At 69.5% G+C, this 19151-nt stretch carries 15 protein-coding genes, 1 tRNA gene and 1 pseudogene (1 of these 17 only partly in view); 11 read left to right on the forward strand and 6 right to left on the reverse strand.

The window, feature by feature from the left end; all coding sequences use genetic code 11:
• Window positions 1–46 precede the first annotated feature (46 nt).
• From lon to ASG51_RS19535, 5 genes are all read right to left on the reverse strand, one after another.
• A complete protein-coding gene (lon, locus tag ASG51_RS19515; protein ID WP_056382556.1) occupies window positions 47–2473 on the reverse strand; it encodes an endopeptidase La in 2427 nt (808 codons plus the stop codon).
• A gap of 283 nt (window positions 2474–2756) precedes the next feature.
• Window positions 2757–4028 carry an ATP-dependent Clp protease ATP-binding subunit ClpX gene (gene clpX, locus ASG51_RS19520; protein ID WP_055955375.1) on the reverse strand — a complete coding sequence of 424 codons (1272 nt, stop codon included), beginning with the start codon at window positions 4026–4028 and terminating at the stop codon, window positions 2757–2759.
• Window positions 4029–4250: 222 nt separating this feature from the next.
• Window positions 4251–4877 carry an ATP-dependent Clp protease proteolytic subunit gene (locus ASG51_RS19525; protein ID WP_055955505.1) on the reverse strand — a complete coding sequence of 209 codons (627 nt, stop codon included), beginning with the start codon at window positions 4875–4877 and terminating at the stop codon, window positions 4251–4253.
• A gap of 132 nt (window positions 4878–5009) precedes the next feature.
• Window positions 5010–6458, reverse strand: coding sequence for a trigger factor (tig, locus tag ASG51_RS19530; RefSeq protein WP_056382589.1), 1449 nt, complete (start codon window positions 6456–6458; stop codon window positions 5010–5012).
• A gap of 174 nt (window positions 6459–6632) precedes the next feature.
• Window positions 6633–6717: transfer RNA gene (locus ASG51_RS19535), tRNA-Leu, on the reverse strand.
• Window positions 6718–6947: 230 nt separating this feature from the next.
• Between ASG51_RS19535 and ASG51_RS19540 the strand changes: the two genes are divergently transcribed.
• Entirely contained in the window at window positions 6948–8417 is a 1470-nt protein-coding gene (locus ASG51_RS19540) for a multicopper oxidase family protein (RefSeq protein ID WP_056382558.1), read from the forward strand.
• On the opposite strand, the gene ASG51_RS19545 is transcribed toward ASG51_RS19540, so the two are convergent.
• The gene (locus tag ASG51_RS19545; RefSeq protein ID WP_056382560.1) at window positions 8414–9919 is read right to left on the reverse strand and encodes a bifunctional ADP-dependent NAD(P)H-hydrate dehydratase/NAD(P)H-hydrate epimerase; all 1506 of its coding nucleotides are present in this window, start codon (window positions 9917–9919) and stop codon (window positions 8414–8416) included. The genes ASG51_RS19540 and ASG51_RS19545 overlap by 4 nt on opposite strands.
• 217 nt (window positions 9920–10136) lie before the next feature.
• Here ASG51_RS19545 and ASG51_RS19550 point away from each other — a divergent pair, with 217 nt between their 5' ends.
• The 10 genes and pseudogenes from ASG51_RS19550 to rnr form a co-directional block, all read left to right on the forward strand.
• Window positions 10137–10475 carry a P-II family nitrogen regulator gene (locus ASG51_RS19550; RefSeq protein ID WP_003600526.1) on the forward strand — a complete coding sequence of 113 codons (339 nt, stop codon included), beginning with the start codon at window positions 10137–10139 and terminating at the stop codon, window positions 10473–10475.
• Window positions 10476–10943: 468 nt separating this feature from the next.
• Window positions 10944–12356: a type I glutamate--ammonia ligase gene (glnA, locus tag ASG51_RS19555; RefSeq protein ID WP_056216753.1), complete on the forward strand. Its 1413-nt coding sequence runs from the start codon at window positions 10944–10946 to the stop codon at window positions 12354–12356.
• A 190-nt stretch (window positions 12357–12546) separates the two neighbouring features.
• Complete coding sequence (locus tag ASG51_RS19560) at window positions 12547–13254, forward strand: hypothetical protein (RefSeq protein ID WP_056269948.1); 708 nt, start codon at window positions 12547–12549, stop codon at window positions 13252–13254.
• Window positions 13255–13473: 219 nt separating this feature from the next.
• On the forward strand, window positions 13474–14295 hold the full coding sequence (locus ASG51_RS19565) for a quinoprotein dehydrogenase-associated SoxYZ-like carrier (protein ID WP_244480200.1): 822 nt from the start codon (window positions 13474–13476) through the stop codon (window positions 14293–14295).
• Window positions 14273–14890, forward strand: coding sequence for a rhodanese-like domain-containing protein (locus ASG51_RS19570; RefSeq protein WP_082514129.1), 618 nt, complete (start codon window positions 14273–14275; stop codon window positions 14888–14890). Before ASG51_RS19565 ends, ASG51_RS19570 begins: the two co-directional genes overlap by 23 nt.
• Window positions 14891–14926: 36 nt before the next feature.
• The gene (locus tag ASG51_RS19575; protein WP_056382561.1) at window positions 14927–15316 is read left to right on the forward strand and encodes a thioredoxin family protein; all 390 of its coding nucleotides are present in this window, start codon (window positions 14927–14929) and stop codon (window positions 15314–15316) included.
• Between the two features lie 9 nt (window positions 15317–15325).
• The gene (locus ASG51_RS19580) at window positions 15326–16045 is read left to right on the forward strand and encodes a cytochrome c biogenesis protein CcdA (protein ID WP_056382563.1); all 720 of its coding nucleotides are present in this window, start codon (window positions 15326–15328) and stop codon (window positions 16043–16045) included.
• An 81-nt stretch (window positions 16046–16126) separates the two neighbouring features.
• Window positions 16127–16704 (forward strand): annotated as a pseudogene (locus ASG51_RS19585) (NAD(P)H-dependent oxidoreductase).
• Between the two features lie 73 nt (window positions 16705–16777).
• Window positions 16778–17116, forward strand: a complete 339-nt coding sequence (locus ASG51_RS19590; RefSeq protein WP_056382565.1) for a hypothetical protein — start codon at window positions 16778–16780, stop codon at window positions 17114–17116.
• A 145-nt stretch (window positions 17117–17261) separates the two neighbouring features.
• On the forward strand, window positions 17262–19151 hold the 5' portion of the coding sequence (gene rnr, locus ASG51_RS19595) for a ribonuclease R (protein WP_056382594.1). It continues 420 nt past the right edge of the window; the window shows 1890 of its 2310 coding nt (coding positions 1–1890); the start codon lies at window positions 17262–17264; its stop codon lies beyond the right edge, outside the window.

Genomic DNA, 19151 nt, shown 5'->3' on the forward strand with positions numbered 1-19151 from the left:
CGGCATGCCTGCCGGGGCCTCGCTTCGGGTCAGAGTTGCATCGACCTCAGTGGGCGATGACCGTCGCGGAATCGTCTTCGGCGATGACCGGGCGGACCTTCGGGGCCGGCTCCTCCCATTCGATCGCCTCGGGGACCCGCACCAGGGCGTGCTGGAGCACCTGGTCCATCCGCGAGACCGGAATGATCTCCATCCCGTTCTTCACGCTGTCGGGCACCTCGGCGATGTCCTTGGCGTTCTCCTCGGGGATGAGGACCGTCTTGATGCCGCCGCGGAGCGCCGCGAGCAGCTTTTCCTTCAGGCCGCCGATCGGGAGCACGCGGCCCCGCAGGGTGACCTCGCCCGTCATCGCCACGTCGCGGCGCACCGGGATGCCCGTCAGCGTCGAGATGATCGCGGTCGCCATGCCGATGCCGGCGGAGGGACCGTCCTTCGGGGTCGCCCCCTCGGGAACGTGGACGTGGATGTCCCGACGGTCGAACAGCGGCGGCTCGATGCCGAAGTCGACGGCCCGCGAGCGGACGTAGCTCGCCGCGGCGGAGATCGACTCCTTCATCACGTCGCGCAGGTTGCCCGTCACCGTCATCTTGCCCTTGCCGGGCATCATGACGCCCTCGATCGTCAGCAACTCGCCGCCGACCTCGGTCCAGGCCAGACCCGTGACCACGCCAACCTGATCCTCCTCGTCGATTTCGCCGTAGCGGAACTTCGGCGGGCCGAGGAAGACCGGCAGGTTCTCCTCGGTGACGGCGACAGCCTTCACCTTGGTGATGAGGATCTCCTTCACCGCCTTGCGGATCAGGTTGGAGATCTCCCGCTCCAGGTTGCGGACGCCCGCCTCCCGCGTATAGCGACGGATGAGCATCAACAGGCCGGAATCGTCGACCTGCCACTCCTTGGCGTCGAGACCGTGCTTCTTCACGGCGCCCGGGATCAGATGCTTGCGCGCGATCTCGAGCTTCTCTTCCTCGGTGTAGCCAGCGATGCGGATCACCTCCATGCGGTCCATCAGGGGCGCCGGGATGTTCAGCGTGTTGGCGGTGGTGACGAACATCACGTTCGAGAGGTCGTAATCCACCTCCAGATAGTGGTCGTTGAACGTGGCGTTCTGCTCCGGGTCGAGGACCTCCAGCAGGGCGGCCGACGGGTCGCCCCGGAAGTCCATGCCCATCTTGTCGATCTCGTCGAGCAGGATGAGCGGGTTGGAGGTCTTCGCCTTGCGCATCGACTGGACGATCTTGCCGGGCATCGACCCGATATAGGTCCGGCGGTGACCGCGGATCTCGGCCTCGTCGCGCACGCCGCCCAGCGACATGCGCACGAACTCACGGCCCGTCGCCTTGGCGATGGACTTGCCCAGCGAGGTCTTGCCGACGCCGGGAGGACCGACGAGGCACAGGATCGGACCCGTGAGCTTGTTCGCCCGCTGCTGCACGGCGAGGTACTCGACGATCCGCTCCTTCACCTTGTCGAGGCCGAAATGGTCCTCGTCGAGCATGACCTGGGCGCCGAGGAGATCCTTCTTGATCTTCGAGCGCTTGCCCCACGGGATGCCGAGCATCCAGTCGAGGTAGTTGCGCACCACTGTCGCCTCCGCCGACATCGGCGACATCTGGCGCAGCTTCTTGAGCTCCGCCACCGCCTTGTCGCGGGCTTCCTTGGTGAACTTGGTCTTCTCGATCTTCTCCTCGAGTTCAGCCAGCTCGTCCTTGCCGTCCTCGGAGTCGCCCAGCTCTTTCTGGATCGCCTTCATCTGCTCGTTGAGGTAGTACTCGCGCTGGGTCTTCTCCATCTGCCGCTTGACGCGGGTCCGGATGCGCTTCTCCACCTGGAGCACGGAGATCTCGCTCTCCATCAGCGACAGCACGCGCTCAAGGCGCTGCGCCACTGTGGGAATCTCCAGGATCGCCTGCTTGTCGGCGATCTTGACGGCGAGGTGCGAGCCCACGGTGTCGGCGAGCTTCGAAGGCTCGTCGATCTGGGTCACTGCGGAGACGACCTCGGGCGAGATCTTCTTGTTGAGCTTCACATAATTCTCGAACTCGGCGATGACCGAGCGCGCCAGGGCCTCCGCCTCGACGCTGTCGCCGAGCTCGTCGGTGAGGGTCTCGGCCTCGGCCTCGTAGTAGGTGTCGGACTTGGTGAAGCGGGCGATCTTGGCGCGGCCGGCGCCTTCGACCAGCACCTTCACGGTGCCGTCGGGAAGCTTCAAGAGCTGCAGCACGCTGGCGAGCGTGCCGATCTTGTAGATGGCGTCCGTCGAGGGATCGTCCTCGCTGGCATTGATCTGCGTCGCCAGCAGGATGTGCCGGTCGGTGCGGACCGCCTCCTCGAGGGCGCGGATCGACTTCTCGCGGCCGACGAAGAGCGGCACGATGATGTGGGGGAACACGACGATGTCGCGCAAGGGGAGGACGGCATAGGAGCCCGTCGAGCCCGGAACGACCGGCTGGCGCGATTTCGATTGAGTCATATCGGACTTCCTCATGATGGACGCCGGGCAGTCACTCCTCCCAGGGAGCAAGCATCCTGCCAGGGGCCGACCGGGCCGCGAGGGGGTCGGAAGTGTCTTAAGGGACGGTCTTGGAAGACAGTCTGGAAAACGGTCTTGGACGGTGCGGCTGGTGGCGGGACACCGCACCTCAGGGGGTGAGCGTACGGCCGTCGCGCTGAGGCTTCAGATGGAAATCGGGGCGGATGGTTTCAAGCATCCGCCCCGAGGCTCGACCCAGACCTGACGAGACCCGCGCGGGGCCTCAGGCGCTGACGCTGGCCGGGGCTTCCTTGTTGCGGTCGCCATGGATGTAGAGCGGCCTGGCCTTGCCCTCGACCACCTCGGGGCCGATCACGACCTGCTCGACGGACTCGAGGCCCGGCAGGTCGTACATCGTCTCCAGGAGGATGGTCTCCAGGATAGAGCGCAGGCCGCGGGCGCCGGTCTTCCGCTCGATCGCCTTGCGGGCGACCATGGAGAGGGCCTCCTCCTGGAAGGTCAGGTCGACATTCTCCATCTCGAACAGGCGCTGGTACTGCTTGACCAGGGCGTTCTTCGGCTCCTGCAGGATGCGCTTCAGGGCGGTCTCGTCGAGGTCCTCCAGGGTCGCCAGCACGGGCAGGCGGCCGACGAACTCGGGGATGAGGCCGAACTTCAGCAGGTCCTCGGGCTCCACGTTGCGGAAGATCTCGCCGGTGCGGCGGTCGTCCGGGGCCTGCACGGTCGCGCCGAAACCGATCGAGGTCCCCTTGCCGCGGGCCGAGATGATCCGCTCGAGGCCCGCGAAGGCGCCGCCGCAGATGAACAGGATGTTGGTGGTGTCGACCTGCAGGAATTCCTGCTGCGGGTGCTTGCGGCCGCCCTGCGGAGGCACGGAGGCGACGGTGCCTTCCATGATCTTCAGCAGCGCCTGCTGCACGCCCTCGCCCGAGACGTCGCGGGTGATCGACGGGTTGTCCGACTTGCGCGAGATCTTGTCGATCTCGTCGATGTAGACGATGCCGCGCTGCGCCCGCTCGACGTTGTAGTCGGAGGCCTGGAGCAGCTTCAGGATGATGTTCTCGACGTCCTCGCCGACGTAGCCGGCCTCCGTCAGGGTCGTGGCGTCCGCCATGGTGAACGGCACGTCGAGGATGCGGGCCAGGGTCTGGGCCAGCAGCGTCTTGCCCGAGCCGGTCGGCCCGATCAGCATGATGTTCGACTTCGCCAGCTCGACGTCGTTGTGCTTCGAGGCGTGGGCGAGGCGCTTGTAGTGGTTGTGGACCGCGACCGAGAGGACCTTCTTCGCGAAATCCTGACCGATGACGTAGTCATCGAGGACGCGGCGGATTTCCTTCGGGGTCGGCACCCCATCGCGCGACTTCACCAGGGAGGATTTCGACTCCTCGCGGATGATGTCCATGCACAGTTCGACACACTCGTCGCAGATGAACACCGTCGGGCCCGCGATCAGCTTGCGGACCTCGTGCTGGCTCTTGCCGCAAAACGAGCAGTACAGCGTGCTCTTCGAGTCGTTGCCGCCAGTCTTGCTCATATCGGTCTCCGTTCGCGGGCATGGCGCCGGTCCGGGGCGCACACGCATCCTTCGAATTTAATGGCGTCCGCCTAAAGAAACAGTCACCTGCGCGCATCTGCCGACTTCGATCAGACTGGCGATGCAAGCACGCGACCGCGACGGGATCAAGGCAGGCGCCCAAAAAGCGCCCCGCCTCGAAACGACGCGCCGGGTCGGACGGCCCGGCGGTCCCGGTCGGGCTTACGCGGCGACGGGCTCCGGCCGCTTCTGGATCACCTCGTCGATGAGCCCGAACTCCTTGGCGGCGTCGGCCGTCATGAAGTTGTCGCGCTCCAGTGCCTGGACGATGGTGTCGTAGTCGCGGCCGGTGTGCTTCACGTAGATCTCGTTGAGGCGCTTCTTGAGGGCCTCGATCTCGCGGGCATGGATCAGGATGTCGGTGGCCTGGCCCTGGAAGCCGCCGGAAGGCTGGTGGACCATGATCCGGGCGTTCGGCAGGGCGAAGCGGTGGCCGGGCTCGCCGGCGGTGAGCAGCAGCGAGCCCATCGACGCGGCCTGGCCGACGCAGAGCGTGGTCACGGGGCAGCGGATGAACTGCATGGTGTCGTAGATCGACAGGCCGGAGGTCACGACGCCGCCCGGCGAGTTGATGTAGAAGGAGATTTCCTTCTTGGGGTTCTCGGCCTCGAGGAACAGCAGCTGCGCGACGATCAGCGATGCGCCGTAATCCTCGACCGGGCCGGTCAGGAAGATGATGCGCTCGCGAAGCAGGCGCGAGTAGATGTCGAAGGCACGCTCACCGCGGCTCGACTGCTCGACCACCATGGGCACGAGCGCGCTGTTATAATAGTCGACCGGATCTCTCATCATCACGTGCCCCAGCTACAAGGGGTCCGGCCGCGCCGCGAATCGGGCGCGCACCGGACGTTTCAGCGAACTACGGCGATGGTGAACATCGCCTTACTCTCGAGCCCGCCGCCCTCGTGGGAGCAGCCGGGCTCAATCGGCCTTGGCGACGGCGGGCAGGCCCTCGTCGGTTCCGGTCGAGGCGGACGCGTCGGTCGCGCTCTTCGTCTCGGACTGGCCCTCGGCACCCGCCTCGGCGTCGTCCTCGTCGGCGAACAGCACCTCCTTCGAGACCGGCTCCTCGGTGAGCGTCACCTGCGCGAGCACGTGGTCGACGACCTTCTCCTCGAAGATCGGCGCACGGAGCTCGGCGAGCGCCTGGGCGTTCTTGCGGTAGAAGTCCCAGACCTGCTGCTCCTGTCCGGGATACTGCCGCACCCGGGCGATCAGCGCCTGGTTCACCTCGTCGTCCGAGACCTTGATATCGGCCGTCTCACCGACCTGTGCAAGCACCAAGCCGAGGCGGACGCGACGCTCGGCGATTTTGCGGTACTCGGCGGTCGCCTTCTCCTCGGTGGTGCCCTCGTCCTCGAAGGACTTCTCGCGGGACTTCAGGTCCTGCTCGACCTGGGCCCAGACGGCGGCGAATTCCTGGTGGACGAGGCTCGGGGGCAGTTCGAAGGCGTACTTCGTGTCGAGGGCGTCGAGCAGGTCCTTCTTGAGCTTGCGGCGGGACTGCGCCTCGAAGTCGCTGCCGATGGCGGTGGAGACCGCCTCCTTGAGCTTCTCGAGGGACTCCATGCCGAAGGTCTTGGCGAGCTCGTCGTCGATCTTGGTCTCGCCCGGGGCCTGGATCGCCGTGACGGTCACGTCGAACTCGGCATCCTTGCCCGCGAGGTGGGCGGCGCCGTAGGCCTCCGGGAAGGTCGACTTCACGACGCGCTTGTCACCGACCTTGGCGCCGACGAGCTGCTCCTCGAAGCCGGGGATGAACGAGCCGGAGCCGAGCTCCAGGTCGATGCCCTCGCCCGTGCCGCCCTCGAACTCGGTGCCGTCGATGCGGCCGACGAAGTCGATGGTGACGCGGTCGCCGGTCTCGGCGGCGGCACCCTCCTCGCGGGGGGCGAAGGCGCGGTTGGAGGAGGCCATGCGGGTGATGGCCTCGTCGACCTCCGCGTCGGAGGGCTTGGCTACCTGCTTCGTCAGGCTGACGTCGGACAGGTCGACGAGCTCGAAGGTGGGCAGCACCTCGAGGGCGACGTTGAACGAGACGTCGTCCTTGGCGTCGAGGGCGCGCTCGACGATCGACTGCTCGCCGGGGAACTCGATCTTGGGCTCGAGGGCGAGCTTGAGGTTGTTCTCCGTGACGATCTTCTGGTTCGCCTCGTTGACGGCGTTCTGCAGCACGTCGGCCATGACCGAGCGGCCGTAGAGCTTGCGCAGATGCGCGACCGGCACCTTGCCGGGACGGAAGCCCTTGATCTGGGCCTTGTCCTTGAGGGTCGACAGCTCGCTGGTCAGGCGCTCCTCGAGCTCGTTCGCGGCGAGCAGGACCTGAAACTCGCGCTTCAGTCCCTGGGAGAGTGTCTCGGTCACCTGCATGGTCGTCTTTCCGCTGTCGTCCGTGTGATCGCGCAAATTCGGTTGGTCCCTCGCGGCCCGCTCCTGCGGGCCCCACGAGGTCGGCGCCGGAACGATGCGCCGCCGGGGGCCGGCTTCGTGCAGCGGGCCGGCCGGCCATCGCACTGAGCCAATCCGTTCCCGATGGCGATGGACTGGTGCGGGCGGAGGGGCTCGAACCCCCACGTCTTGCGACACTGGAACCTAAATCCAGCGCGTCTACCAGTTCCGCCACGCCCGCAAGCGCCAACGCCCGGCGCGCTTTCCGCCGCCAGAGCGGGGTCCTATAGCACGCGCGCCACGGGCCGCAGCAAAAAAATCGGGGCCTGCCGCCGATCGCTCCCGGCATCGGCGACCGCCGCCGGGGGGCGATTTGGCGTCCGCCGAATCCGCATTCTACAAGCGCTGCCCGGACCGCGATCACCGCCTGGACGCGCGCCGCGCCCTGCCCTCCCCCGATGCCGAGGTTTCATGCCGAACACCCGATCGCTCGTCCCGAACGATCCCGTCTCGGCCTCGCGCCGCGCCCTGCTGGGTGGCGTCGCGGCCCTGGCCCTGCTGCCCCGCGGCGCCCGTGCGCAGGGGACGAAGGCGCCGTCCGCCCCGGCTGCTTCCGGGCCCGCCCCGGCCGCTGCGGGCCCCGCCCGCACCCTGACGGCGGCCCCCGGCACCCTGCGCCTGAAACCTGAGCCGGCCGCCGCGACGCCGGTCTGGTCGTTCGACGGCCAGGCCGCGCCGCCCGTGGTGCGGATCCGGCTCGGCGAGACGGCGCGGCTGAAGGTCGAGAACAGGACGGACAAGCCGCTCAGCCTACACTGGCACGGGGTGCGCAACCAGAATCCCATGGACGGCGTCGGTGGCGTCACCCAGGCGCCGATCGCACCGGGCGCCGACTTCACCTACGCGTTCGTGCCGCCGGATGCCGGCACCTTCCTGATCCGTCCCCTGGTGGTCGGCGGCTCGAGCGAGCCCTCGGGCCGGGGCCTCGCCGGCGCCCTAGTGGTCGAGGAGGCCACGCCCCCGGCCGTGGACCAGGACCTGACCCTGCTGATGCAGGACTGGCGGCTCGACGACGCGACAACCCTGCTGCCCTTCGGCCAGCCGCTCTTCGCGGCGAGCTCGGGGCGCCTCGGCAGCCTCGTCACGCTGAACGGCGTGCCGGTGCCGGCCCCGATCACGGCCCGTCCGGGCAGCCGCCTGCGGCTGCGCCTCGGCAACGTCTGCAACGCCCGCGGCACCCGCATCCGCTTCGACGGCGTGAAAGTCTACGTGCTGGCGGTCGACGGCCAGCCCACCGACACCTTCGAGCCTCTGCGCGCCACCCTGCCCTTCCCGCCCGGCACCCGCTACGACCTCATGCTCGACATGCCCACCGAGGCCGGCGCCAAGGGCGCGATCACGGCGCTGATCGGCAACGGCATCGCGCTCGCGACCCTCTCGACCACGGCGGAAGCCGCCGCACCGCCGCGACCGCCGATCGCCAAGATCGGCGACAATCCCCTGCTGCCGGCCGAGGTGAAGCTGCAGAACGCGGTCCGACGCGACATCACCCTCACGGGGGGCGCCCGCCTCGACAAGGACAAGCCCGCCGCCGAGCCGGTCTATACCGGCGACCCGTCCCGGGTCTGGTCGGTGAACGGCGCCCCCGGCACGGCCGGGATGGCGCCGCTCTTCTCGGTCAAGCGCGGCCAGGTGGTGGTGCTGGCGATCCGGAACGAGACCGCCTTCCCGCAGTCGCTGCACCTGCACGGCCACGTCTTCCGGCTGCTCCACCCCCTCGACGACGGCTGGGAGCCCTACTGGCTCGACACCTTCCAGCTTCTCGAAGGCCGCACGGCGCGGATCGCCTTCAAGGCGGACAATCCGGGACGCTGGCTCATCAGCGCCACGGTGCTGGAGCGCTTCGACACCGGGCTCTGGACCCTGTTCGAGGTCACCTAGGCCCCGAGCAGCGCGCGGAGAACCTCGGGCATCCTCTCCGGCAGGTCCTCGGCGATCAGGCCCGGCCCGTGGCGCAGACCCGCATCGCCGTGGAGCCAGACCGCCGCGGCCGCCGCCTCGAACGGGTCCATCCCCTGGGCCAGGAGCCCGGCGACGAGGCCGGCCAGGACGTCGCCGGCGCCAGCGGTGCCGAGATAGGGCGTGCCGTGATCGTTGATGGCGGCCCGGCCATCGGGGGCGGCGACGACCGTATCGGCGCCCTTGAGGACCACGACGGCGCCGGCCAGAGCAGCGGCGCGGCGGGCGCGCGTCAGCTTGTCCGCCTCCGGATCGACCGCGTCCGTACCTTCGAACAAGCGGGCGAACTCGCCCTCGTGCGGCGTCAGCACCGCGGCGGACCCGCCATCGCAGAGGTGGGCCCCCAGGAGGGCGGCCTGCCCCGTGAAGCTCGTCAGGGCGTCGGCGTCGAGGACGAGGGTGCGCCCCGCCGCGGCCGCCACCGCCACGAGATCGCGGGTGGCCGCGCCGATTCCGAGGCCCGGGCCGGCCAGGACCACGTTGAGGCGCTCGTCCACGAGGAGGTCGTCGAGGTCGTCGGCGCTGTCGCAGGCGCGCAGCATGATGGCGGTGCAATGGGCGGCGTTCTCCGCCAGGGCCGCGCTCGGCGAGACCAGGGTGACGAGGCCGGCGCCCACGCGCAGCGCGGCGCGGGCCGCCATCCGGGCCGCCCCCGTGCGATAGGCGGGGCCGGAGAGGACGAGGGCGTGCCCGCGCGTGTACTTGTGGCTCGCGGCACTCAGCCGCGGGAAGGCCGCGTCCCAGAGGCCCGGGCCGTTGCGCCAGGACGGCGCGTCTCCGGCCAGGCCCGCCTCCAGCGCGTCCGCGCCGGTCCCGATCTCGGCCACCCGCAGGGTGCCGCAATGGCTCCGTCCGGGCTGGAGCAGGTGTCCGGGCTTCAGGGCCACGAAGGTGACGGTCTCGGTCGCCAGCACCGCGACGCCGCGCACGGCGCCGGTGTCGCCGTCGATCCCGCTGGGCACGTCGACGGCGAGGACGGGGCAAACGGCCTGCCCGAGCCGGTTCACCAGGGCGGCGACGTCCCCCTCGAGATCGCGTGCGAGACCTGCGCCGAACAGGGCGTCGACGACGAGGCCGTAGGCCGAGAGATCGCCGACCGCCGAAAGCGCGAGCACCGGTCCAATCCAGGCCTTCGCCGCCTCGGCCGCATCGCCGGACAACGCCGCGGGCGGCACCAGCCCGGCAAGGTCGACCGGATGGCCGGCCTCGACGAGGCGGCGGGCCGCCACGTAGCCGTCGCCGCCGTTGTTGCCGGGTCCGCACAGGACGAGGATGCGCGCACCCGCCCCGGCCAGCACGCGGGCCCGCTCCGCCACGGCGGCCCCGGCCCGCTCCATCAGGGCGAGGCCGGGGGTTCCGGCCGTTATCGCGGCTGCATCGACCCGGCGCATCGCCTCGACGTTGAGCAGATGCAGGGTGGTCATGGGGGATTCCTTCTGGAATGCGCGCCGGGATGTCTGCCGGCTGCTCGTCTGGGGCTCATGAAACGGCCTCAGGCCCGCCATCCGCTCAAACGATTTGCGGCACCTGCATGTTTGTTGTGCAGTTTTCCGCCCTCACCGAACAAATCGGCGTGGCGAAGGCGGGACGGCGATGATACCAACGATGGATCAAGAAGCATCGAGGTCAGGCCCGCCCGGCATGAAGAAGATCGAAGCGATCATCAAGCCTTTCAAACTGGACGAGGTGAAGGAAGCTCTGCAGGAGGTCGGCCTCCAGGGCATCACCGTGATCGAGGCGAAGGGTTTCGGACGCCAGAAGGGCCACACCGAACTCTATCGCGGGGCCGAGTACGTGGTCGACTTCCTGCCCAAGGTGAAGCTCGAGATCGTCCTGTCGGATGCCCTCGTGGAGGGCGCCGTCGAGGCGATCCGCAAGTCGGCCCAGACCGGGCGCATCGGCGACGGCAAGATCTTCGTTTCGACCATCGAGGAAGCCATCCGCATCCGCACCGGCGAGACCGGGACCGACGCGATCTGAGGCCTCGGGTCCCCGACCCGGACGCCCGGCGAAAGACTCCGCCCCGTGGACGATCGACGGGAAGGCCTCGCGGGGACACCCCCTCGGCCTGGATCCGGCCTCGTTCCCGGAGAGGCGCCCCGGAGGTCCCGCCGCACCGCTCGGCGCGCTCCGATTCTCCCCCGCCATGCGGACAGACGCGCGCGGCGTCACGGACATCCGATCCCATCAGGGCTCTCCGACCTGCCAAGACGGCCGAAAGGCGGATCTAAGTTTCTGTTTTTGCGTCTGTTCTCGCGGCGGCCCGGTGCCGGGCGCCGAGAAATTGCGCTGGCCCGGACGCTCCACCTGCGCTAAACGCTCGACGCCCTAGACGCTCCACGCCCGCGACGCTCGACGGCTAAGACCCTTCCGCTCTGCGGCGCGCCGGCGCACGCTGCGGCAAAACCACGGCCGCAACGGGCCGAGACATGAAGGAGACCCCCAAGGATGGCCAAGACAGCAGCCGACGTCCTGAAGGAAATCAAGGACAACGACGTCAAGTACGTCGACCTTCGGTTCACCGATCCGCGCGGTAAGTGGCAGCACGTCACGTTCGACGTCTCGCTGATCGACGACGAGATGTTCTCCGAAGGCACGATGTTCGACGGCTCGTCGATCGCCGGCTGGAAGGCCATCAACGAATCCGACATGCTGCTGATGCCGGACCCGGCCACCGCCTGCATGGATCCGTTCTTCTCGGCCTCGACCATGTCGATCGTCTGCGACGTGCTCGAGCCCTCCACCGGCGCGCCCTACAGCCGCGATCCGCGCGGCACCGCCAAGCTGGCCGAGGCCTTCCTGAAGTCCACCGGCATCGGCGACACCATCTATGTCGGTCCCGAGGCCGAGTTCTTCGTGTTCGACGACGTGAAGTTCGGCTCCGACCCGTACCACACCGGCTTCCAGCTCGATTCGACCGAGCTGCCGACCAACGGCTTCACCGACTACGAGGGCGGCAACCTCGGCCACCGCGTTGCCACCAAGGGCGGCTACTTCCCGGTGCCGCCGCAGGATTCGGCGCAGGACATGCGCGGCGAGATGCTGGCCGCCATGCAGTCCATGGGCGTGAAGGTCGAGAAGCATCACCACGAGGTGGCGTCCGCCCAGCACGAACTGGGCATGAAGTTCGACACCCTGACGCTGCTCGCCGACCACATGCAGATCTACAAGTACTGCATCCACCAGGTCGCCCAGAGCTACGGCAAGACCGCGACGTTCATGCCGAAGCCGGTCTACGGCGACAACGGCTCGGGCATGCACGTGCACCAGTCGATCTGGAAGGACGGCAAGCCGCTCTTCGCCGGCGACAAGTACGCCGACCTCTCGCAGGAGTGCCTCTGGTACATCGGCGGCATCATCAAGCACGCCAAGGCGCTGAACGCCTTCACCAACCCGTCGACCAACTCCTACAAGCGCCTGGTACCCGGCTACGAAGCCCCCGTGCTGCTCGCCTACTCGGCGCGCAACCGCTCGGCCTCCTGCCGCATCCCGTGGACGACGAACCCGAAGGCCAAGCGCGTCGAGGTCCGCTTCCCCGACCCGATGGCGAATCCCTACCTCGCCTTCTCGGCCCTGCTGATGGCCGGCCTCGACGGCATCATCAACAAGATCGATCCGGGCGCGGCCATGGACAAGGATCTCTACGACCTGCCGCCGCGCGAGCTGAAGAAGATCCCCACCGTCTGCGGCTCGCTCCGTGAGGCCCTGCAGAACCTCGACCGCGACCGCGCCTTCCTCAAGGCCGGCAACGTCTTCACCGACGACCAGATCGACTCCTTCATCGAGCTGAAGATGACGGAGGTCATGCGCTACGAGATGACCCCGCACCCGGTCGAGTTCACGATGTACTACTCGCTCTGAGAGCGACCGAGCCGGGCCGCGCGCCCGGCTCACCGGATGACGGCGCAACGCCGGGGCCTCGCGCGGGGCTCCGGCGTTGTGCGTTTCCGACGACCTGCGGAATCCCGACTGTGGGTCGCGGCAGGCCCCGAAGGCGGAACCATGACCCTGCCAGCGGGCTTGCCGCCCCGACGTGAGGGCCGGGACCGGGATGCAGACGGACGACCAGATTCAGCGATCCCGGCGGGGCGACCGCCTGGAGCGTACCAACGCCCTGGTGCAGACCCTCGCGATCCTCGCGGCCGGCGCATGGGCGGTCTACACCTTCATCTACGAGGCCCGGATCAAGCCGGCCCTGGAGCCGCCCGCCGTCTCGGTGACCACGAGCCTCGTGCGGGCCGGCGAGCGCGACCGGCACGTCGCCATCCGCTCCACGGTGACGCGCAAGAACGTCGGCCAGACCGGCGTGCGCGTACTCGGCCTCGTCTACAACGTCACGGGGGTACGGGTGCGCTTCGATGCGCCCTCCAGCGGCAAGCCCGAGGACGGGCAGGCGTCGGCGGATCGCACACGGACGGCGCGCGCCTACGACTTCGCGGGTTCCGGCGAGGCGATCCTGCGCGAGGGCCGGCTGTTCGCCGGCGCCACCGCGGCGGGGGGCGAGCCCTCCGATCTGAATCCCGGCGAGTCGGTCTCGCGCGACCTCATCGTCTATGCCGACCGCGACCGCTTCGACTTCGTCCGCTTCGAGGTCAGCCTCGCCTACACCAAGGGCGACGAGCCCCCGGTGCTCCTGACCTTCGAGACCGCCCCGAACGGGACCCTTGCGTTGAAGCCCGACGCGGATTGCCGGGCGGACCCGCAGACCTGCGATCGGCTCAAGACCACGGATTTCGGCACGGAATTCTCGCTCTGGTAAGGGCAAGCGACACGGCGACAGCGATTCAGCGACGAAGACGGATGCCTCGACGAATCGAACGCCCTGACGTGCCCGACGCCTCGTCACGCAATCTTGCGCACGATATTTCCGCGCACCACCACCCGAAATCGGACTTTCCCCGCGCCTTGGCGTAAGCAGGCTGCAAAGGCCTCCGCAGTCGCGAGATGGCCTGCACGATCGTGCGAGGAGTGAAACGCCATGCGGATGTCCCACCGCGCCGCCGCCCTGAGCGCTGGCCTGTTCCTCGCGGCCCTGGCCGCGCCCGTGACCGCCTGGGCCGCCGCGGGCGACGATGCGGCCGAGCGCGACGCGCGCTGGAAGGATCTGCAGCAATCGATCTTCGGAAACCGCCCGGTGGAGACCGCCAAGCCGCTGGTGCGGATGGACCTGCCGGACCGGGCCAACGACGCCTCCCTGGTGCCCCTGACCCTGACGATCGCCGACAAGGACCGGATCAAGGGCCTCTACCTCGTCATCGACGACAATCCGGCGCCGCTGGCCGCGCACTTCACCTTCGGCCCCGCCGCCGATCCGGAGGAGCTGAAACTGCGCGTCCGGGTCAACACCTACACCAACGTCCACGCGGTCGCGGAGACCAAGGACGGCGCGCTCGTGCAGACCACCCAGTTCGTGAAGGCCTCCGGCGGCTGCTCGGCGCCCATGGGGATGACCGACGAGGAGGCGATGAAGGGCATGGGCGACATGCGCCTGAAATTCGCTGATGCGGCCCCGGGCAAGCCCATCGCCGCGACCCTGATGATCCGCCATCCGAACTTCACCGGCCTGCAGATGAATCAGGTCAGCCGCGAGTACACGCCCGCGCGCTACATCAACCGGATCAGCGTCACCTACGGCGGCAAGAACGTCTTCGTCATGGAGGGCGACATCTCGATCTCGGCCAACCCGGTGATCAACTTCGCCATGCTGCCGGAGGGCAAGGGCCCGGTCACGGTGGTGACGCAGGACAACCAGGGCGGACGCTGGGAGCGCAGCTTCGATGCACCGGTCGCCAGCAACTGAGCGCCTCCGCGGGGCCGCGGCCGCCTTCCTGGTGGCTTGCCTGGCCGCCACGTTTCTGACCGCCGCGTCCCCGGCGGACTCGCCGGTCGACGTGCCCGAGCCCGCCGGCCTGTGGGAGGGCGCGCTCCAGGGCTACACCCCCAAGACCCTGGCGGGCGCCACGGTCTTGGACGGGCCTCAACTCGACGCCCTGATCGCGGGCGGGTCGGTCGTGCTGGTCGACGTGTCCGAGGCCGGCCCGACGCCGCCGAACCAGCCGGCCGGACGCCTGTGGCGGCCGATCCACCGGGCCATCCCGGGCAGCATCTGGCTGCCGGGGGCCGGCTCCGGGACCCTCACCCCTCCGGAACAGGCCGCGCTCGCCGACCGGATCGCGGCCCTGACGCAGGGGGACCGCGGCCGGGCGATCGTCACCTACTGCCACCCGGATTGCTGGGGCAGCTGGAACCTCGGCAAGCGCCTGGTCGGGCTCGGCTACCGGAAAGTCCACTGGTATCCCGAGGGAATCGAGGGCTGGCAGGAGCGCCACGACACGGCGGCGATCCACCCCGATGAAACCTGGACGCGACGCGCCCAGGACGGCGCCGGGCCCTGAGGCCCGATTCACATCCAAGCCGAGGCAAGCCCTTCCATGCTGTACCGCCGCTCGCTCCTCGCCGTCCTGGCGCTCGCGCCCCTCGCCCTGTCTGGGCCGGCCGCCGCCGAAACGGTGCCCTTCACGCCCGAGGCCTTCGCGGCCGCGCAGAAGGCGGGCAAGCCGATCCTCATCGAGGTGAGCGCGCCCTGGTGCCCGATCTGCAAGACCCAGAAGCCGATCCTGGCCAAGCTCGCCGAGCAGCCCCGGTTCAAGGACCTCGTCATCTTCGACGTCGACTTCGACACCCGCAAGGACGTGCTGCGACAGTTCAACGCCCGCATGCAGAGCACCCTGATCGCCTTCAAGGGCGAGACCGAGACCGGCCGCTCGGTGGGCGAGACTCAGCCCGAGTGGATCGAGGGCCTCGTCGAGAAGACGCTTTAGGACGCTCCGATGGGCGCGAGCCTGGGACTGGCCTTCCTCGCCGGCCTGCTGTCGGTGCTCTCACCCTGCGTGCTGCCGCTGCTGCCGCTGGTCCTCGGCGCCGCCGCCTCCGAGCACCGGTTCGGGCCCCTGGCACTCGCTGGGGGTCTTGCCCTCTCCTTCGTGGCGATCGGCCTGTTCGTGGCCACGATCGGCTTCGGCCTGGGGCTCGACACCGGAATCTTCCGGACGGGCGCCGCCATCCTGATGATCCTGCTCGGCCTCGTGCTGATGCTGCCGGCGGCGCAGACTCGCCTCGCCGTCGCCGCCGGTCCGCTGAGCAACTGGACCGAGGCACGCTTCGGCGGGCTCGCCACCGCCGGCCTCTCGGGGCAGTTCGGCGTCGGCCTCCTCCTCGGCGCGGTCTGGAGCCCCTGCGTCGGACCGACCCTCGGGGCGGCCTCGCTCCTCGCCTCCCAGGGGCGCGACCTCGGCGCCGTCGCCCTCACCATGGTTCTGTTCGGCCTTGGCGCCGCCCTGCCCCTCTGCATCCTCGGCACCCTGTCCCGCGCCACCCTGGTGGGCTGGCGCGAGCGGATGATGGGCCTCGGCAAGGGCCTCAAGATCGCCCTCGGCCTCATCCTCGTGGTGACGGGACTCGCGATCGTGCTCGGCGTCGACAAGGCGCTGGAAACGCGCCTCGTCGACGCCTCGCCCGACTGGCTCACGCGGCTGACGACGCGGTTCTGACGGCGGAGCCCGCCGGGCGGTGGGCTTGGAGCGCGCCGGCACCCCGGCGTATCCAGGAGCGGCATCCCCGGAGGTCCTCCCATGTCCCTCGTCGTCCCCGTCATTCTTGGCTCCGTCCGCTCCGACCGGCAGGGCCTGCGCGCTGCCCGTTTCGCCATCGGTGAACTGGAGCGCCGCGGCATCGAGGCGCCCCTGGTGGACCCGGCCGAGCTGAAGCTCCCCCTCCTCGACCGGATGTACAAGGAATACCCGAAGGGGGAGGCCCCAACCGTCCTCGAAGACTTGGCGACGCTCTACCGGCGCGCGGACGCCTTCCTGGTCGTCTCGGCCGAGTACAACCATGCGATCCCGCCCGCCCTCTCGAACACCCTTGACCACTTCCTGGAGGAGTATTCCTGGCGGCCCTCCGGAATCGTCTGCTATTCGGGCGGCCAGTACGGCGGCGTGCGCGCGGCGATGCAGCTCCGAGCGATGCTGGCCGAGCTCGGCGCCTCGAGCATCCCCTCGCTCCTACCGATTCCCCGCATCGGCAAGGCCCTGGACGAGGCCGGGGCGCCCAGGACGAGTGGCTGCCGAAGGCCGCCAAGCGCTTCCTCGACGAGTTGGTCTGGTACGCCGAGGCCCTGCGGGCGCAGCGGGCGAAGGGAACGCCCTACTGAGAGGCATCGTGATCCGGGCTGGCGCGAGGCTTGCCCTCGGGTTGGGACCGATCCCTCGCGCCGAGCGCCCTTCATGTCCGAGACCACCACGGAACTTCGCACGCTCCTCGCCAACCTCGTGCGGGCCGCCCTCATGTCGGACGACCGGGCCAGCGCCCTCTGGCGCGAGGCCACCCGGCAGGGTCAGGCGAAGCTGGCCGCGGCCCCCGCCCGAACCGAGGGCCTGACCATCGAGGGCTTCTGGACCCAGGGCGTGCGCGAGGCCGAGGCCCCGGAATATCGCGAGGCCGAGGGACAGGTGGAATTCGGCTTCCCGGCTCTGTGCCCGTTCAGCCTGGCCGAACTCGTCGCGCCCGGCTTCGACGTCGATGCGGCGGTCGAGCGCCTGCGCAAGTCGGCTGCCACCGGCTGAACCATGTTGAGGGCCGGGCCCGCGCCGTTGCCGGGGCGGGGTCCAGCGCCCATGTTACGGAGCAGTCGTCGGGGTGCGCTCCCGCCCCCGGCGAGACACGTCCTCTTCGCGTATGGCTTCGCGCCCGCGCAGCGAGCCGGATCCCTTGGCAAAACGTATCCATCCCAATCCCGGCGCTGCCGGTCTTCCCTCCCGGGAGCAGATCCTCGCCTTCATCGCCGCCTCCACCGAGACGGTCGGCAAGCGCGAGATCGCGGCGGCCTTCAACATCAAGGGCGCCGACCGGATCGGCCTCAAACGCATCCTGAAGGAGATCGAGGAGGACGGCGCCATCGCCCGCGGGCGCGGCGGGCTCGCGCCCTCCGGCCGCCTGCCGCCGGTGGTGCTCGCCGACATCACCGCCCGGGACCGCGACGGCGAGTTCCTGGCGAGCCCCGCCGAGTGGGACGTCGGCAACGGCGCCACCCCGAAGATCACCGTCGCCACGCCCCGCGGCGGCAAGCGCCCGGGCCAGCCGGCGCCGGGCATCGGCGACCGGGTGCTGCTGCGCGTCGAGGCCAGCACCGGCGAGCCGGGCCGTTACACCGGCCGCGTCATCAAGGTGCTGGGCAAGAGCAAGTCGGACATCATCGGCGTCTTCCGCGCCGGCCCCGAGGGCGGGCGGCTCATCCCCGTCGAGAAGCGGGCACAGGGCCGGGAAGTCGCGATTCCCGCCGGCGAAGAGGGGGACGCCCGCGACGGCGACCTCGTCAGCGTCACCCTTCAGCGCGAGAGCCGCTTCGGCCTGGCCCAGGGCCGGGTGCGCGAGCGCCTCGGGTCGCTGGGCTCGGAGAAGGCCGTCAGCCTGATCGCGCTGCACCTTCACCACATCCCGCATGTCTTCGCCGCCGCCACCCTGGCGGAGGCCGACGCCGTGGTACCGGTGGGGCTCGCGGGCCGCGAGGATTGGCGCACCGAACCGCTGCTCACCATCGACCCGCCGGACGCCAAGGACCACGACGACGCCGTGATGGCGACGTCGGATCCCGACCCGGCCAACGCGGGCGGATTCGTCGTCACCGTGGCGATCGCCGACGTCGCCGCCTACGTGCGTCCGGGCTCGGCCCTCGACCGCGAGGCTTTGGTGCGCGGCAACTCGGTCTATTTCCCGGACCGCGTCGTGCCGATGCTGCCCGAGCGCATCTCCAACGACCTCTGCTCCCTGCGGGAGGCCGAGGACCGGCCGGCGCTGGCCGTCCGCATGGTGATCGCCGCCGACGGCACGAAGCGCCGGCACAGTTTTCACCGGGTGATGATGCGCTCGCGGGCCAAGCTCAGCTACGCCCAGGCCCAGGCCGCCATCGACGGCTTCGCCGACGACGTCACCGCCCCCCTCCTCGATCCCGTGCTGCGACCCCTCTGGGAGGCCTACGCCGCCCTGCGCGAGGCCCGCGACGCCCGCGGACCGCTGGCCCTCGACCTGCCCGAGCGCAAGGTGCTGCTCGACGCGGACGGGGCGGTCGACCGCGTGGTGGTCCCGGCCCGCCTCGATGCGCACCGCCTCATCGAGGAGTTCATGATCCAGGCCAACGTCGCGGCCGCCGAAACCCTCGAGCAGGCGCGCCAACCCCTGATCTACCGGGTGCACGACGAGCCGGCCCTTGAGAAAATGCGGGCCCTCGGCGAGGTCCTGGCCTCCATCGGCATCAAGCTGCCGAAGGAAGGCATCCTGCGCCCGGCCCTGTTCAACCGCATCCTCGCCACCGTGGCGGAGACCGAGCACGCCATCTTCATCAACGAGGTCGTCCTGCGTTCGCAGGCCCAGGCGGTCTACGCCGCGCAGAACCTCGGCCATTTCGGCCTCAACCTCCGGCGCTACGCCCACTTTACCTCGCCGATCCGGCGCTACGCCGACCTGATCGTCCACCGGGCCCTGATCTCCGCCTGCCGCCTCGGCTCGGACGGCCTGTCCTCCGAGATGTCCGTGGCGGCCCTCGACCAGATCGGCGAGCAGATCTCGGCCGCCGAGCGGCGGGCCATGGCGGCCGAGCGGGAA

The sequence above is a fragment of the Methylobacterium sp. Leaf465 genome, assembly GCF_001424705.1.
Classification (GTDB): domain Bacteria; phylum Pseudomonadota; class Alphaproteobacteria; order Rhizobiales; family Beijerinckiaceae; genus Methylobacterium.